Annotated in this window: 11 protein-coding genes and 1 tRNA gene; 4 read left to right on the plus strand and 8 right to left on the minus strand. The window is 63.9% G+C overall.

Annotation, left to right across the window (positions count from 1 at the left end; genetic code table 11):
* Positions 1 to 52: 52 nt before the first annotated feature.
* From bcsZ to AC5E6W_RS11895, 3 genes are read right to left on the minus strand one after another with little or no spacing between them, the layout of a single operon-like run.
* Complete coding sequence (gene bcsZ / locus AC5E6W_RS11885) at positions 53 to 1,300, minus strand: cellulose synthase complex periplasmic endoglucanase BcsZ (protein ID WP_491752517.1); 1,248 nt, start codon at positions 1,298 to 1,300, stop codon at positions 53 to 55.
* Positions 1,301 to 1,360: 60 nt separating this feature from the next.
* Positions 1,361 to 5,950 carry a UDP-forming cellulose synthase catalytic subunit gene (gene bcsA / locus AC5E6W_RS11890; protein ID WP_491752518.1) on the minus strand — a complete coding sequence of 1,530 codons (4,590 nt, stop codon included), beginning with the start codon at positions 5,948 to 5,950 and terminating at the stop codon, positions 1,361 to 1,363.
* Positions 5,947 to 7,890: a cellulose synthase operon protein YhjQ/BcsQ gene (locus tag AC5E6W_RS11895; protein ID WP_491752519.1), complete on the minus strand. Its 1,944-nt coding sequence runs from the start codon at positions 7,888 to 7,890 to the stop codon at positions 5,947 to 5,949. The genes bcsA and AC5E6W_RS11895 overlap by 4 nt, the downstream gene beginning before the upstream one ends.
* A 464-nt stretch (positions 7,891 to 8,354) precedes the next feature.
* On the opposite strand from AC5E6W_RS11895, the gene AC5E6W_RS11900 reads away from it, so the two are divergent.
* Both AC5E6W_RS11900 and AC5E6W_RS11905 read left to right on the plus strand, forming a co-directional pair.
* Positions 8,355 to 8,430, plus strand: a tRNA-Lys gene (locus AC5E6W_RS11900).
* Positions 8,431 to 8,578: 148 nt separating this feature from the next.
* Positions 8,579 to 9,631, plus strand: a complete 1,053-nt coding sequence (locus tag AC5E6W_RS11905; protein ID WP_491752520.1) for a YncE family protein — start codon at positions 8,579 to 8,581, stop codon at positions 9,629 to 9,631.
* 37 nt (positions 9,632 to 9,668) lie between these two features.
* Here the strand turns inward: AC5E6W_RS11905 and AC5E6W_RS11910 are convergent, their stop codons facing one another.
* The 3 genes from AC5E6W_RS11910 to AC5E6W_RS11920 all read right to left on the minus strand — a co-directional run bounded on the left by AC5E6W_RS11910 (position 9,669) and on the right by AC5E6W_RS11920 (position 13,770).
* Positions 9,669 to 10,874 (minus strand): ATP-grasp domain-containing protein, encoded by a 1,206-nt coding sequence (locus tag AC5E6W_RS11910; protein WP_491752521.1) that lies wholly within the window; start codon positions 10,872 to 10,874, stop codon positions 9,669 to 9,671.
* Positions 10,875 to 10,975: 101 nt separating this feature from the next.
* Positions 10,976 to 12,445 carry a D-glycero-beta-D-manno-heptose-7-phosphate kinase gene (gene rfaE1, locus AC5E6W_RS11915; RefSeq protein WP_491752522.1) on the minus strand — a complete coding sequence of 490 codons (1,470 nt, stop codon included), beginning with the start codon at positions 12,443 to 12,445 and terminating at the stop codon, positions 10,976 to 10,978.
* Positions 12,446 to 12,576: 131 nt separating this feature from the next.
* A complete protein-coding gene (locus AC5E6W_RS11920) occupies positions 12,577 to 13,770 on the minus strand; it encodes a glycosyltransferase family 9 protein (RefSeq protein WP_491752523.1) in 1,194 nt (397 codons plus the stop codon).
* Positions 13,771 to 13,849: 79 nt separating this feature from the next.
* On the opposite strand from AC5E6W_RS11920, the gene AC5E6W_RS11925 reads away from it, so the two are divergent.
* Both AC5E6W_RS11925 and AC5E6W_RS11930 read left to right on the plus strand, forming a co-directional pair.
* Positions 13,850 to 14,440, plus strand: a complete 591-nt coding sequence (locus AC5E6W_RS11925) for a DUF4254 domain-containing protein (RefSeq protein WP_491752524.1) — start codon at positions 13,850 to 13,852, stop codon at positions 14,438 to 14,440.
* Between the two features lie 150 nt (positions 14,441 to 14,590).
* On the plus strand, positions 14,591 to 15,169 hold the full coding sequence (locus tag AC5E6W_RS11930) for a tetratricopeptide repeat protein (protein WP_491752525.1): 579 nt from the start codon (positions 14,591 to 14,593) through the stop codon (positions 15,167 to 15,169).
* Positions 15,170 to 15,295: 126 nt separating this feature from the next.
* Here AC5E6W_RS11930 and coaD read toward each other — a convergent pair whose 3' ends face one another.
* Both coaD and rfaD read right to left on the minus strand, forming a co-directional pair.
* On the minus strand, positions 15,296 to 15,808 hold the full coding sequence (gene coaD / locus AC5E6W_RS11935) for a pantetheine-phosphate adenylyltransferase (protein ID WP_491752624.1): 513 nt from the start codon (positions 15,806 to 15,808) through the stop codon (positions 15,296 to 15,298).
* A 128-nt stretch (positions 15,809 to 15,936) separates the two neighbouring features.
* Complete coding sequence (gene rfaD, locus AC5E6W_RS11940) at positions 15,937 to 16,938, minus strand: ADP-glyceromanno-heptose 6-epimerase (protein WP_491752526.1); 1,002 nt, start codon at positions 16,936 to 16,938, stop codon at positions 15,937 to 15,939.
* Between the last annotated feature and the right edge of the window lie 108 nt (positions 16,939 to 17,046).

The following is a 17,046-nucleotide window of genomic DNA, read 5'->3' on the forward strand; positions in this document are numbered from 1 at the left end:
GCTTACCCTGCAATTCCAGGGATTGCCGCCCATCTTTTCCACATAGCTCGCTCTATTTCCACTTCACGGACAGCCGGCCATCCTCGCCGAAGTGAAACCGATGCTCGCTCCAACCCGTGGAGAAAAGCGCCAGGTTCTGGTCGTAGTACCAGCCCTCGTGTCCATAAAGTCCTGACTTCAAATCCTTGGTCGCGGCCAGACGATCCAGCTGCTGCTCCTCCAACGGCTTCAATCCCATCGCGTGAAGATATGGGACGACCGCCGCGCTAAATCCCGGAGGAGAATCGGGTTGGGTCGATTGACCCACCTCGTCAACCGCCAGCGGCGGAACCGCGTGCGAGCGCAGCCACAACGCCATGCCGGGCAGAGCGGCCAGGGAATCATGCACTCCCGGGGTCTTCGCATCGGCCATGCCCAGCCAGAGATACACCCGGATCGCGTCGTAGCTTCCCCGCGCCGGAGCTCCAGGATGGTTTTGCTGCAAATCGTCTTCGTCGGCTGCAGGAGTCGTGCTGGGATGGGCGCCATCCTGCGCAACCTTCATCCAGTCCATCGCAAAACCTCCAGGAGACGCGACCACCCTGGGCAGGCTGTCGAGCACCTGCCTCCACGGGGAGTGCGGATCCTGGCGCGCGAAGTAAGCAATCAGCTCCGGCGGAAGATAGCTGGGGTTGAGGAACCAGGTGTTGGGGTCGGGATGAAAGCCGTGCGCTCCCGGAATCATCGACGTGCCCACGCCCGGGACCACGACGACTTCTTCCTGCGCGATGCGATCCGCCATCAACTTGCCGAGCTTCATGTAGCGATCGACGTTCCATAGCCGGCCCGCCTCGCACAGCGAGTAGGCCATCCACAGGTCGGCATCGGCGGCGGGATTCGCGTCCAACACCCGCCAGCTCCCGTCCTCCGCCTTGCCCCAGCTCCATGCAGGAAGATGCAGCGTGAGGTCGCCCTGGGCCATGTTGTTCTCGGTCCAGTCGACGAGCCTATCGAAGCGCGGCTGATCGTTGGCCACCAGCGCGAAGAACATCGCGTAGGCCTCGCCTTCGGTGGTCGTGCGGTCCTGCGCGTTGTGGTCGATCACGCGACCCTGCTGATCGAGGAACCGCGCCGTGTAGGCGTCCCACAGAGGCCATACGGGCGGTTGCGCACGGCAGCCGTTCAGGCTCAGCAGCATCACGAAGCCAAACGCCTGCGCGGCGCGCACACCGCAGCGCGTTCGCTTCGCTCGAAAGAACGAAGCGGCTGCGGGCACGGCCCGGTACATGTCCCCAAGGCCTTTTGCCAGCAGCCGCCTCATTGCGTATCTCACCGTCTCCGCCCCAGTTCTGGGTTTGAGGTGCGTGTCATATTGCCCGTGTTAGTCCATCACCTGAAGCCGACGGCGCGCATGTCGGCGCAGGAGGGCGCGGAGCAGGGCAGCCATCAGGAAGACCACCACGATCAGTACCAGCACGATCAGCCACGGATACTGCGCGACGATCATGCGGAGCTGCGTCCACCAGGAGAGCGAACCCACGTGATAGCTGGAGCTGCCGAGCTGGTAGCTCGTGAAGCTCTGCCCATCGAGCACGCTCACCGACTTCTGGATGTCCGACGACTGCGAGGTCTTCAGGAAGGTGTCCACGAAGTTCGGCACCACCGACTTGTCCTTGAGCGCGACCACCACCACCGAGCGTCCGCCCGAGTAAGGGCTCTCGATGCCTTCGATCATCGCGTCCGGCAGACCGCCCGAGGTCTCCAGCTTGCCCGAGTCCACACGGTCCGAGCTGCGCACCTTCCACCAGGCAAAGTTGCCCGAGTCGAAGAAGCCGCCCGTGTCCTGGATCTTCAGGCCGCCTGAGTTGATGGCCACCGGCAGCTTGTTGTTCAGCTTGCCGATCGCCGGCTGATCGTCCACCGTGCCAAGCACCAGGAAGTCCTTGTCGCCCTTCATGCCGTCCGCATTGGTCACCGTGACGTTCAGCACCGGGTAGCCGGTCTGCGCGCCGAAGTGGCCCATGAACATGAGGTAGAGCTCGAGCTCTTCCGCCGAAGGCGCATCCGGCAGCACCACCGCAGTGTCCGAGAGATCCGCGCGTCGCGTGAACGGATAGCCGGCGTTCGAGAAGACCTCGAGGTTCGGCAGCTGGATCCAGTGCGGAATGTCTGTGATGTCCAGGTACGAGCTGCGCAACACCGAACCCTGCAGGTTCATCGGGGCGGTATCTTCGCATTTGCCCTTCTTCGCGATCTGGAAGATGAACTTCATCATCATCGTGTTCGAGAAGGGGCGCATGTCGACCACCGGAACCGGGATGACCGTCGACAGCTCCTTGGACGCCGTGTCCGTATGCGGCAGCGGCGTCGAGCTGACAAAGGCTCCGTTCTGGAAGACCTGCAGCGAGCTCTCGCTGGCCAGCGGAATCCCGTTGTAGCGGTAGTCCATGTGGTACGCAAGGTTCGTGGTGTCGCCGTAGTACAAGTCGGGCGGCGTGCGCGAGTAGACCGCCACGGGCACCGTCCCATCGCCCTGCAGGTCACCCTGCTGCGCGATTTGGCCGAGGTTCGTAATGTGCGCGGTGCTCAGCCAGCGCGGGGCGTCATCAGGCTCGCGCTGCTTGGGCTTCTCCGAGAGAACCACGCCCTGCGAGGCTCCCGCGAGTCCCTTGGATTGCAGCACCAGAGCCTGCGCCGCGGTGAGAAGATCGTCCGCGTTGCCGCCCGTCAGCACCAGCACCTTCGAGTACGGATCGTTGGGGTTGGTCTTCATCGCGATCGTAGGACCGGAGGAACCGGACACCGAAAGCTCAGGTGGCAGCGACGAAGCATCTTCGCTGATCACGATCGCATTGCCCTGCGGGATCGTCCCGAAGGTCACCGGGAAGCGAACCGTCTGGTAGTTCGTCATCATGCCGAACCACGAGGCGACCACACCGGCAGCCTGCATGGCCTTGGCCGAAGGCTGCGTGAGGAAGACCACCGGCACCGTCGGGTGCAGATTCACGCTCTTGTCGTAGAAGGGCAGAGGCAGCGACTTCAGATCGTTCTGCAGCGGCAGCATGCTGCCGGCCAGCTCCAGCGTCGTGGTGGGAGCGATCTCCGCCCACAACGTGGAGTGCGAAGGATCCTCGCACTGCAGCGTGTAGTGCCCGATGAACTCGAAGGTGAGCTCGTTGTCGTGCACCATCAGCTCGGCCGGCACCGTGATCGTCGCCGTCATCACCGGGCTGTAGCCCGCGTTGACGACCACTCCTGCCTGGTTGTTCTTCAGCTTCTGGTCGGGCGGCAGATCATTGCCGTCAGTTCCCATGACCACCGGCTGCGTCGTCACCGGGACCGTTGCGAACGGCGTGCCGTTGAGGCTTACCTTCAGGTGCGAGATGCTGGGCAGCAGACCGGGCGAAAACTGGTAGACCAGCTTCATCGTCGCTGACTTCACCAGCTCGGTATGAGGCACAGAGAAGTACACCGAGTGATAGCTGTCCACGCCGCGCATCACGATCGACGTGGGTACGCCGGTATCGCTGAGCGAGAACTGGTTGTCGAACGTACCCGGCGCCACGGGGCGAGCCTGATTCGCGGCTACGCCTACCGACGTTGGTACGGTGATCGTCAACGGCTGGCCATTGGCCCCCACCTGCGGCGTCGCGCGGCGCATTGTCTGCGCTCCTGCGTTGTGCGTGGTGAGAAGCATGCCCAGCAGCGCCAGCAGCACAGCGATCACCGGAGCGATGCTGGTTGCCACCTTGCCCCGGGGCTGGCCATTACGGCCACCCAGGACGCCACGAATCGTTCCTGCCAAACCATGAATCGAGAGCTGCATGATCCTCCACATACTGAGCAGGGGCTTGTCGGCTTCGCGGGCTTCACCCCAGCCGAGCCACGTATCCGCCCTCGAGTACAGCACCATCGTGAGAGCTTCTTCTTCCTGCGTCGTCAGCGGGTCGAAGTGCGCCCGAAGAGTCTTGTTGTCCACACCCACCACGGTTGCGGGAAGCGAGGCGTCGCCATCCAGCACCGGGAAGACGATCTGAACCTTCTCGCCGTTGCGCAGACGCAGCCGCTCATCGAAGTTCAGCATCACGCCGCCCGAAGAGATGTCCGCCGTCATGCCGTTGATGAGTGAACCATCGGGCAGGATCACGCCTGCAGGTACGGAAGCCATCACGCGCACCGTCTGGCGGCGCTGCTGCTGCTCCCAGGCCACGGCCGTGCCCACGCTCAGGATCATCAGGTTGAAGAACGTCCACAGCACGTTCATCAGGATGGTGCCGGCGTGGTTGCCGTCATACATCGAAGCCGGAATGTTCAGAATCGCGCTGATCGGCCAGGGCAGCCCATCCCCAATATGCGGGAACGGGAGGTAGCGCGGAATCGCGCACAGCAGGCCGATGATGTTGAGGAACAGCAGCACGAGATACGGCTGCGCAATGCGCGCATCGAAGTAGCTCTTGCTCACCACGCCGCCCTTGGCCGTCACGTTGAACGCCCCGGCGCGAGGGTTGAACAGCGCCAGCATCGTCGGGATGAAGATGTACGGGGCCAGCACGGTCTCGTAGATCTCGTTCCAGAACGAGTGGCGATGCTGACCCTGGATGCGCGAGTTGGTAAGGAAGCTCAGGATCAGGTGCGGGAAGGCATACGCGAGAATCGCCGCCCAGAAGCCCGGTACGTTGGTGTGCCCCAGGATCAGGTAGATCAGCGGAGCGGTGAGGAAGATCAGCCGCGGCAAGGCATACAGGAAATGCGTCATCGCGTTGAAGTAGCACAGGCGCTGTGCAGGCGAGAGCCCCGGAGCCAACAGCGGATTCTCGATGCGCAGGATCTGCACCATGCCGCGAGCCCAGCGGATACGCTGCTTCACGTGGCCGCTGAGACGTTCGGTCGCGAGACCTGCAGCCTGCGGAATGTTGATGTACGCCGTATTCCAGCCGCGGATCTGCATGCGCAGCGACGTGTGCGCATCTTCCGTCACGGTCTCGACGGCGATGCCGCCAATCTCATCCAGCGCCTCACGGCGAAGCACAGCGCAGGAGCCGCAGAAGAACGAAGCATTCCAGAAGTCGTTGCCGTCCTGCACCACACCGTAGAAGAGCTCGCCCTCATTCGGAATGGTGCGGAACTGGCCAAGGTTTCTCTCAAACGGATCGGGCGAGTAAAAGTGATGCGGCGTCTGCAGGACGCCCAGCTTCGCATCGCGCAGGAACCAGCCCATCGTCAGTTGCAGGAAGCTGCGCGTGGGCACGTGGTCGGAGTCGAAGATCGCGACGAAGGGAGCTTCCAGCCGCGTCAGCGCGCGGTTGATGTTGCCCGCCTTGGCGTACTGGTTGTCGTCGCGCGTCATGTAGCCGATGCCGGCCTCTTCCGCGAAGGCGCGGAACTCCTCGCGCTTGCCGTCGTCGAGGATGTAGACATTCAGCTTGTCCGCGGGCCAGTCGATGTTCATCGCTGCCAGAGCGGTGAACTTCACCACGCTCAGCGGCTCGTTGTAGGTCGGGATCAACAGATCGACTTCAGGCCACAGATCCGTGTCCTCGGGCAGCGGCACCGGCGTGCGGCGCAGCGGCCACAGCGTCTGCAGGTAGCCCAGGAACAGGATGGTGAAGGCGTACGCCTCGGCCGCGACCAGCAGCAGGATGAAGAAGACATCCAGCACGGTCCAGTGATTGCCCGGATCCTGAAAGAACTTGAAGACCTGCTCGATACGCCAGAAGCCATAGCGGAAGGTCGAAAAGCAGCTCAGCAGGATCAGGGTGAGCGTGACCAGGTACGAGGTCGACGCGCGGTCGATCCAGATCGCGATCAACACAATCAGCAGGCCCAGCCACAGCTGTTGCGGCCACGTAAGATCCAGCGTGCCGGCCAGCAGCATGAACGTGATGCCGCCTACCAGGATCAGGACACGCATCAGCCGGACCAGGAAATTATCGCTGGACTCGAATTCCCTCCACAGCGGGCTTCTCGTCATTGCTCACTCCAACGGGCATTCTTCTGCCCTGCGATCGCTGGCATCGACTGCGTACGCAGCCACGATGCGAGATTCATGTAGTCGCCGGCCACAGGCTGGTCGGGGGCGTAGTCCATCACGGTCATGCCCTCGGCGAGGGCCTCCGAAACGGCGGGGGCGCGGCGGATCACAAACGGCAGAAGCCGATCGCCAAGCTGTCGCCGCATCACCTCGCGAACATCGAGGTGCAGCGGCACACTGGCATCGAACTCGTTCAGCACATAGAAAGGCTGTGCAGGCCCGCCCTCTTCGTCCGTAACTCCGGCGAAGAACTTCTCCAGCGGTCCCAGGCTGATCACCGAGTTCATGTCCGGCGCCACCGGCACCAGCGTGATCCCGCCCAGTCTCGCCATGCGGCGCGCCACCCAGGCAGCGCTCAGCGGCACATCCAGCAGGATGCGCTGCATGCCGCGGCTGGTGCGCATGAGTTCGTTCACCAGCCACTCCTGCGACTCCGGGCTCGCATCTCGCTGCGAGACGTCGTAGCCAACCAGAGCGATCGCCGCATCGTTCGAGCCCGCAGGCGGAGAGAAGGTCCGCACGACTCCGGGGCGCAGTTCACTGGCGCCAAAGTAGAACGGAAGCAGCCCATGCGAGGTCGTGTCGGTGAGCAGCACCCGCTCGCCCATGGAGGACAACGTGCGGCCCAGCGTGGCAACCAGGCTGGTCTTGCCCACGCCACCAGCCATCGAAAAGACCGTCAGCATCGGAACCTGGCGAACCGTATTCACCGCCTCGACCGGAGGCTCGGCCGCGCTCTGGTCGAACACGCCCTTAAGCGCGTACCAGCGTGCGGCCACCCGCTCCCGCGAGTGCTGCAGCGTGTCTTCGACTGGCGAAGCCGGCGCAGGCATCGCAGGAGGCATGGCGGCGGGAGCGGCAGAACGCCTCAATGCAGCATCGCGCTGTGCGTCCGACTGCGAAATCCATTCCGGAATCGCAGGCTCCGGGGTATAGGCCGGCATGATGCCACTGGCAACATCCGGAGCGAAGCCGCGGGTGCGGCGTCCGCGATCAGCGTCCTCCGCACGGGCACGCTCCCGAAGCTGAAGGTAAGGATCGACGGCAGCAGTCCTGGCAGGAACGTCCCCCTCGTAGTAGTAGCGAACCGGCCCCTTTGCCTGGTCGGCAACCTTCTCCACGGCAGCGGCGCCGAGCGCAGCCAGCTCCGCATCCCGCTCGCGGGAGCCAGTCGCGAGGAGCTCGCGACCTCGCTCCGGCACAGGGTGCTTCGGGTCAGGCTGCGGCACAATCAGGCGCGCATCGCGGGTCTGCGGGTACCGGCTCGGCAGCATATCGTCAATCGCCGGAGACACCGGATAGATCCGGCTGGCGAGCTGCTGCAGCGCCGGATCCGTGTACGGATCGGTAATGTCGCCACCGACGCCGGAGGTCGGCTGTGGGCCGGCCAGCGTGCGCTGACGCGCTTCGTTCTCGTAATAGTGTGCCGACTGGCGAGCTGCGGAGGCGCGAGCCTCGGCCATCTCGCGAGCCTCGCGGCGTGCGGCGGCCTCGGCAGCAGCCACGGCTTCTGCCCGGCGTGCGGCCTCGAGACGCTCCGCGGCAGCCTGGCGATTGAGTTCATCGGCGTGGCGCAGCGCGCGCTGGCGCGCAGCCTCCTCGAGCTCCGCCTGGCGGACGCTCTGCAGAGACGCCGCGCGTTGCGCTTCAGTCTGGTGGAACCGGGCAGCCTCTTCAGCCTCCCGTGCAGCGCGCTCGGTCTCGGCGGCAGCCCGTTCGGCAGCCTCCTTGGCCTGTAGCTCCGCGTCTCGCTGGGTCTGGGCCTGGCGGTGACGAAGCTGTGCGCGATACTCTCGCCGCGACGCAGAGAAGTCCCGGTACTTTGCTCCCTGGAGGTTCGCCCAGGAGTACAGAACTGCTACGTCATCTGGTGTTTCCACCACTTTGTTCTGGTCGTTCGAATCCGGTTTCGACCTCTCCATGGCAGCCCCTTCGAAAACCGCAGCAAACATGGTCAATTGCCGATCAGATCGGCCCGAACCAGTCCCTACCGCCGTTTCATGTTATCCGGAGGCTACGTGGCGGGGATCAGCCAAGTCAATGCAACGTAAGTAATACAAACGCGAAACCTTGGTCTTCCACGAGTGCGCGAAAACCCTGATTCGGCGCGGGGTTTCGCGATGCGCTCCTGTCCCCGCTTGGTAACCAGGCCGCGGGTGCCCGGCGGGTCCCACCGTTGGGCCATGGCCTTTGTTTGGCGCACCCTCAGCGCGGTTCCATTGGTCGATCCCCCGCCCTGAAGGTACTCTCCTCGCAAGCCACGCCGTCGCCGCGCTTTGTGTGCATCCGCCCAGTGGCGGCGCGGTTTCCGACACCCCGCAATGTGCTACCTTAGCCAAGGAGCGAGCGGGTAGCTCAGTTGGTAGAGCATCGCCCTTTTAAGGCGCTGGTCCTGGGTTCGAGCCCCAGCCCGCTCACCAACTTCGCACATCCCCAGGTGGTAACCCCGCCGCGGTCTCCGGCAGTTACCTGAGGACCAGTCTTCCCGGTTCAGCCGCCGGCTCCCCTGGCTTGAAATTTCTTCGCACGACGGCCTCATTCCCCTCCTCCAGCCCTCGCGGAGCCCTCATGCGCCTCGGATTTGCCCTTCTCGCCGCCACGTCCTTCGCCTCCCTGATGACAATCTGCGCCTCAGCCACTGCGCAGAACACCTCCGGCACGCTCCTCGCCATCTCCAAGAGAGACCATATGGTCTCGATCGTAGACGGCAGCAGCTTCGCGATCCACGGCAAGGTCCCCACCGGCGACGACCCTCACGAGATCACTGCCTCACCCGACGGCCGCAAGGCCTGGGTCTCCAACTATGGCTTCGGCAGCCTGCATTCCCTACGCCAGATCGACATCCCCTCAGCCAGCGTGGACAAGGTCATCGACACCGGAGCGCTGACCGGCCCGCACGGCCTCTTCTTCCAGGGCGGCAAGGTGTGGTTCACCGCCGAGGCCGCCAAGGCCTTCGGCCGATACGACCCCGCCAGCGGAAAGATCGACTTCATCCTCGGCACCGGCCAGGACCGCACCCACATGATCTACGTCTGGCCCGACGGCGAGCAGATCGCGACCACCAACGTGAACGCCGCCACCGTCAGCCTGATCGACCTGAAGCACATGCGAGTGCCCGCGCCCGCCGCTCCCGGCGCCGCAGGTGCCGGCCCCACCATGGTCGATCGCAGCGACTGGGAGCAAACCGTCGTCCCCGTCGGCAAGGGAGACGAAGGCTTCGACGTCTCGCCCGATGGCAAGCAGCTCTGGACCGCCGACGCCCAGGATGGCACCGTCTCCGTCCTCGACCTCGCCACGAAGAAGAACATCGCGACGCTGCCGCTCGACGTCGCCGGAGCCAATCGCCTGAAGTTCACTCCCGACGGCCGCTTCGCGATCATCAGCTTGCTGCGCGGCACCACCCTCGTCGTCGTCGACACGAAGACCCATCAGCGCGTGAAGACCATCGAGATGGGTGGAGGCTCCGCCGGCATCGTCATCGATGCAGCCGGCAACCGAGCCTTCATCGCCTGCGGCGGCGGCAACTACGTCGGCGTGCTCGACCTGAAGACGATGACCCTCGTGAAGAAGATCGACGTAGGCGGCGACCCCGACGGCATGGTGTGGATCGCAGGCAAGTAGTTCATCACCTCAGCCCTTCGCCACCTTGATCGCAGCCTTACGCCGGCGGCTTGTCCGGAGCATCCATCCGCGCATAGAAGTCATGCACGAAGCGCCCGCTGTACTCAACTAGCAGCTCCTGCACCCGCCCCGCGCTCGGTGACTGCACGATCAACCCCGCATGATGGAACTTCTGCATCCGCTGCACGATCTCGGGAGCGTCGTACGCGCTCAGATCGGGCCACTGCTGGCGCGCCAGGCAGATCACGCTGCCCGCATAGTCCTCACGCAACGGCGGCAGCGTGTACTCTTCGCCCCGCAGCAGCGCGATCTCGATCCGTGCCCACTCCACCCATGGGTTCACGCCGCTCGCTGCCTCCGCCACGTCCGCGATGAACGCCCCGCCTACGCGTGCCGCGCTCTCCAGAAAGTAAAACTGCCCATCGGCATGGGCGCGAATAAACTCCGAATGCGTGACGCCGTCCGTCATGCCCAGCGCCTTGAGCGTGGCCGCGTGAATCGCGAGCAGCCCCTGAGCTTCGTCGCTATCGCGCTGTAACGTACGCGTGGAGAAGACACCGCCCTCATGCATCGTCTCGAACGGCGGCCGCCCATACTTGTGCGCCAGCGCAAACTTCAGCTCGCCGTTCCAGGTAATTCCCTCGACATGGTAGATCTCGCCGGGAACGAACTGCTCCATCAGGTTGTTGGTCGAGTCATCGCCCAGTCCATCCAGTACCGGCCACACATCCTCCGCCCGCTCGAACTTCCGGATGCCGATCGCAGACGCACTCCAGCGCGGCTTCAGCAGCCACGGTGCAGGCACACGCTGCATCCAGTGCCACAGGTCGTTGTGGTTGACGACGGAGCTGAACTCCGGCACCCGCACACCCGATGCTCGCGCGGCCTCGCGCATGGCCAGCTTGTCGCGGAAATTCCGCGTGCGCGTCTGTCCCATGCCCGGATACCGCAGGTGCTCGCGCGCCAGCGCCGCCGTCTCGAGATCGAACTCATCCAGCGCCACGATGCGGGCATAGGCCTTGTGTTTCATCAGCCTCGCAAGGAAGCGCATCGCCGGCTCCGCACCCAGACCTTCCGGCATGGTGTGGAAGCCCGCGAGGATGTCCCGCGGCCAGTCCGCGCCGGAGAGATTGTCCACCGTCACGAGATCCACCGGGATGCCATGCCGCGCGATCTCGCGCAGGAACGGCTGTCCCTTCTCGTAGGTGCTGATGCAAAGAATGCCAGCATTGCCTTCGGACATCGACACCTCATTCGAGAGTGAATAGTGAGCAGTGAATAGTGAAGAAAGGCCTCGAATTCGCCCGCCGCTGCATTTCCTCACTATTCACTACTCACTGCTCACTATTCACTTCCCTTCAGCTTCTTCACAAGATTCGTCGTCGAAAATCCTTCGACCGTCGGCACGATCTCCACGCGTCCACCGGCCGCCATCACAATCTCGTGGCCTACCACCGTCTCGATCGTGTAGTCCCCACCCTTCACCAGCACGTCCGGCTTCACCGCTCGAATCACCTCAACGGGAGTGTCTTCGTCGAAGAGCACCACCGCATCCACCGCAGCCAGCGCCGCCATCACCCGCGCTCGCTCGCGCTCGCCGACCACCGGCCGCGTCGGTCCCTTCAGCCGCTGCACGCTGGCATCGCTGTTCAGCCCCAGCACCACCTTCGACCCAAAGCCCCGGCAGTCCTCCAGTAGCGTGACATGGCCCACGTGCAGCAGGTCGAAGCAGCCATTCGTGAAGACAATGGTCTCGCCCGCTGCCCGCCAATCCTCCACACGCTTCGTCAGCCGCTCGCGATCGAGGATCTTCTCATCGAACCGCAGCTTCGAGGATGGCGTAAGCAGCGCAACGAGATCGTGGGCCTCGATCGGCACCGTGCCCATCTTGCCCACCACGACACCAGCCGCAAGATTCGCCAGCTCGATCGCCGTCTCCACCTTCAACCCGCCCGCCATCGAAGCCGCCAGCATCGCAATCACCGTATCTCCCGCGCCGGAGACATCGAAGACCTCGCGCGCCCGCGCTGGCGAGTGGTACACGCCGCCCTCGCTGAGCACCCGGATGCCGAGCTCGCTCATCGTCACGCACAGGTAGTCGAGCTCATGCTCTTTGCGCTGCTGCTCCCCGGCAATCAGCATCGCTTCCATCTCATGGGAGCCGAAGCCCGTAGCAGCCGCAAGCTCATTGAGATTGGGGCACACCATCGTCGCGCCCGAGTACTTGCTCAGGTCCGGCGTCTTCGGATCCGCCAACACCGGAATGCCCCGCTCGCGCGCCTTGCGGATCACCGCCTCGCACAGTTCGCGGCTCAGCGCTCCCTTCGCGTAGTCGGAGAGCACCACCGCATGCACCTTCTCCGTCAGCGCCACGCTGCTCTCGATCAGCCGCTGCATGTCCTGCGCGCTGGGGCTCTCTTTGCTCTCGATATCGAGCCGTAGCAGCTGCTGCCGCCTTCCCACGATGCGCGTCTTGGACACCGTCGCGAGCGAGCTCGTCACCATGCCGACCGTGTCAACCTTCTTGGCTTCGAGAAACGCTGCCAGGTCGCGCCGCTCCGCATCGTCGCCCCAGAAGCCCGCCAGCACCGTCTCGCAACCCAGCCCCGCGAGGTTCATCGCGACGTTCGCCGCGCCGCCAGGACGGTCGTAGCGCTGCACATGCCGCAACACAGGCACCGGAGCCTCCGGCGAGATGCGGTCCACCTCGCCCAGGATGTAGCGGTCCAGCATCACATCGCCAACCACCAACACTTTGAGACGGCCAAAGCCGCCCTCCAGCAATCCCAGTACAGCGTGCAGCTCAGGCAACATTCGTGAAGCTCTCCCCTGCGCGGTCCGATGCCGCGTGCGTTCTACGTCTCACGTTGTACGAGCCAGACCCGCAATTCGCAACGCCCCGTCACGTACAACATAGACCGTAGAACAGATAACGTGAGCGCGCATCAATGCGAGCCCAACACTTCCCGCACCTTCTCCATCACCTCATCCACCGTGATGCTCACCAGGCATTTCTTCTGCTGTTCGATGCAGGTTTCCAGACCGCAGCCCCAGCACTCCACCCGGTGATACACCACGCGATGCTGCTTGCCGAAGGGAAACCACTGCCGCGGAATATTTCTCGCCGCGAAGATCGCCACGCACGGCGTGCCGACCGCGGCAGCCAGATGCATCGGCCCGCTGTCATGCCCGACGAAGAGGCACGTCCGCGCAATCGCTGCGGCGCTTTCGCGCGGCTTCAGCTTGCCACAGAGATTCACCACCGCGCCCCCACCATTCGCGCGCCAGCCTTCGGCCGCAAATTCGCTGGCCTCGCTCTCTTCAGGAGCCCCCACCAGCAGCAACGCTCGCCCCGGATACGCGACCGCCATCGCAGCCAGCAGAGCACGCCAGTTCTCGCGGCCCCAGTCCTTCGACTGCACCTTGGTCCCGACGCAGGCCGTGATAGCAGTCTCGCCTAGCTCGACTCCTTCGGATTCACCGATCGCCTCATCCGCCGCCGCTCGTTCTCCAGCCGTCAGGTGCAGGTCCCAGCTCGCCGGATCCTCGAGCCGAGCCGCGTCGTCGAACTCGCCCAGCCCTCCCAACTCTCCGATGTTCCGCGCCAGTCGCGCCGCCTCCGGCTCGAGGTTGCCATCGCCCATCGCGCCATCGCGGCCTCCGGTGGGGCGGCCATAAAAGTTGTGCTGCATCCCTTCCGTCAGCGGGACGCCGATGATCCGGCGAATGCCACACAGACGGAAGAAGTTTTCATCGCGCCGGGCAGCAGCCACACCACGAGCCGGCCCCAGGTACACCAGCACCTGCGGTCGCCAGCGGAGGACCGTCCAAGCCAGGCGCGCCAGATCCTTCACGCTGCGCGTGCCAACCTCATAGCGAATATAACCATCCACCAGGCCCGTGTTCTCAAGCACCGCAGCAGCCGCCGGAGCCTTCGCGTTCACGGGAAAGTTGGTCAGCATCCGTCGCTCCGCGTTCGGAAACGCACGAGCCACCAGGTGCAGCGCGGGCAGCGCCACCAGCATGTCCCCCAGGCTGCCCAGGCGGTAGAGCAGCACCCTGCGTACTTTATCCCTGCGCATCGTTTCCAGTGTCGCATCCCTGGCAAGCCCCATCCGCTGTGCCGTTTGTCTCGCCAAACAACGCTCCAGCATGCGAACAGAAACAGCCGGCTCCGGCGTTTCTCCAACGAACGGTTATGCTTGGAGGATCCCGTCCATGCTGGAAGCCCAACGCATCCTTGCTCTCCACGACCTCGCGACTGCCTTCGGCCACGATGCGACCGCACCCGCGCCGAGTCCGGCCTCCGCGTTCGAACAGCTCGTACTCGATCAGCACATGGCCAACTTCGATCTTTGGCACCAGGAGGACATGGCACGCGATCCGGACGCATCGGACCACACCATCACCCTGGTGAAGCATGAGATCGACCGCCTCAACCAACGCCGCAACGATCTCGCCGAGAAGCTCGATCTTGCCCTGCTCGCCGGGCTTTCACCACTCGACCCCACGCTGCCGCTACACTCGGAGACGCCGGGACTGATGATCGACCGCCTCTCCATCCTCGCGCTCAAGCACTTCCACACCGCGGAGGAGGCAACCCGGCCCGGCGCCAGCGACGAACACCACGAGCGCAATTGCACCCGTCTGGCCCTGCTCGACGAACAACGGTCCGACCTCGCTGGGTGTCTCGACAGTCTCTGGCAGGATGTCCTCGCCGGCCGCCGCCGCTTCAAGCTCTACCGGCAGCTCAAGATGTACAACGATCCGTCCCTCAACCCGGTGCTCTATCGGAAGGCGCAAGGGTAGCGATCCGCACGGCCCGGAAGGTATCTGTCGTGTTCCGAGTTGACCCACCCTAGGCACTGCCCGTATAACACCGAAGCAAGCCACCACAAAATTTTTCCACCTACAGGCTCCGTATCCGCTCCAGCCCGGGCCGCGCAACCAGAGAACATCATGTCGACGAAGTCCGTTACTACCACCTCCGCTCCCACGAACAAGGCCACCGCCCGCCGCACGCCCAAGCCTGCTTCTTCGGCCCCCGCAGTCGACGCCGCGCAGCGCAAGACCACCCTCGCTCTCTACGAGAGCGCTCTGAAGCTGATGCAAACCGGAAAGTTCGAGAAGGCGCACATCGCGTTCTCCCAGATGCTTGAATCCGCGCCTCCAGACTTCGCCGACCGTATCCGCATGTACGTCGCCGCCTGCGTGGGCCAGATCGACAAGGGCACAGCGAACTTCGAGACCCACGAGGAGCGCTACGACTACGCGATCTCTCTGCTGAACCAGGGCAACTACGAGGACGCGCGCCAGCACCTGCAGGAGATCATTCTCAAGGACAACTCGGCCGACTACGCCTTCTACGGCCTGGCCCTGCTGTCCTCCATGACCGGCGACTCGCATTCCTGCATCGATCACCTCACCGAGGCCATCCGGCTCAACGCTCAGAATCGTTTCCAGGCCCGCCTGGATTCGGACTTCGAGTCCGTCGCCGATGATCCCCGCTTCACCGAACTCCTCTATCCCGAGGCATAAGCCCGGCAATCTGTCGAAACGGAAACGCGCGTGAGAGCCTCTCACGCGCGTTTTCGTTCGTCCTCACTCCTCGCGACCTGAAGACCCCGCACCTCTACAGCTCGGTCCCTCATCGCCTGCGATCCTCTAAATCATCTTGATCTCAGGCTCGATCTTTTCCTTGAGCGCCTTCAGCCGCTCCACCACCAGCGGCGGCACAAGCTGCGAGATATCCCCACCCAGCCTGAACACTCCCTTGATCAGCCGCGAGCTCACATAGGTGTACTTCTCCGCGGGCATCATGAACAGCGTCTCGATGTCTGGATCGAGCTTGCGATTCATCATCGCCATCTGGAACTCATACTCGTAGTCGGAGATGGCGCGTATGCCGCGCAGCACCGCGCGAGCGCCTTCCTTGCGCGCAAACTCCACTAGCAGGCCGTCGAACGTCGCCACCCGCACGTTGCCGAGATGCGCCGTAGCCTCACGCAACATCTCAGCCCGTTCCGCAACCGAGAACAGCGGCTCGCCTTTGTCCGAGTTGCGAAGGATCGCCACCACCAGCTCGTCGACGATCTTCGCGCCGCGCGTGATGAGGTCGAGGTGCCCATTAGTGGGCGGATCGAAAGTGCCAGGATAGATCGCGCGAACGGTTTGCATGGCGGGTTTCAGCATACGCGAAGCTCCACAGACGCGGCCTCCCCGCGCTGTGCGAAGATCGCGCCGGGAATCTTGCCTCGCTTCGCTCCGCAGCTCATCTCCCGCATCTCGACTCTCGTATCTCGCATCTACTTACGGAAAAATCCCCGTACGTAGTCGTCAATCGCCTCTTCGAGCGGCGTGAACGGCTTTTCATACCCAGCCGCACGCAGCTTCTGCGTCTTCGCCTCGGTGAAGTACTGGTACTTGCCCTGCAGCTGCTCCGGCATCGGAATGAACTCGATCTTAGGCTCCAGGTCCAGCGCGGCAAACGTCGCGCGCGCCAGGTCCAGCCATGTGCGAGCCTCGCCCGTGCCGCAGTTGAACAGCCCGCCGGTCTCGGTGTCTTCCAGCGCAAAGTGCAGCGTCACATCCACAGCGTCCTTCACGTAGATGAAGTCACGCTTCTGCTCACCGTCCGCATACTCCGGGCGATAGCTCTTGAACAGCCGAACCACGCCCTCTTCGCGGATCTGCTTCACGCTCTTCGACACCACCGAGCGCATGTCGCCCTTATGCTCTTCGTAGGGTCCGAAGACGTTGAAGTACTTCAGTCCCACGATGCCGACTCGCTCCGCGTCCTCGCCCAGCAGTTCGTTCTTCAGCGCCCACAGGTCGAACATCTGCTTGGAGTAGCCGTACATATTCATCGGTTTCAGCAGCGGCGTCACAGCATCGTCGTCGTCGTAGCCACGCTCGCCATCGCCATAGGTCGCGGCGCTCGACGCATACACGAAGCGCACCTCGTTCGAGACCGCCCAGTTCGCCAGCACCCGCGTGTACTGGTAGTTGTTCCGGACCAGGTAGTCCGCATCGCGCTCGGTCGTCGCGCTGCACGCGCCCAGGTGGATCAGCGCCTGCGCATCGGCAAACGCTCCATCCTCCAGCAACCCGAGGAACTCCTCCGGGCTCACCAGATCCTCGTAGTGCAGGCCCACCAGGTTCGACCACTTCTCCCACTCGCCCGGCTGATTCTTGCCCAGCTCGTCCACCAGGACCAGCTCCTGCTCGCCGCGCCGGTTCAGCTCCGCCACCGTGTTGCGCCCGATGAATCCGGCCGCGCCGGTCACGATAATGGGTCGATTCGCCATAGACTTCCATGCTACCGGAACAGCTTCCGCGTTCGCTGAACTCGCCCGCCTCACCCTCGCGCCATCGGCTCCGTCTATACTCTGTAGCGGGATACCGAACGCGCGAGC

This window comes from Bryocella sp. (genome assembly GCF_058498515.1).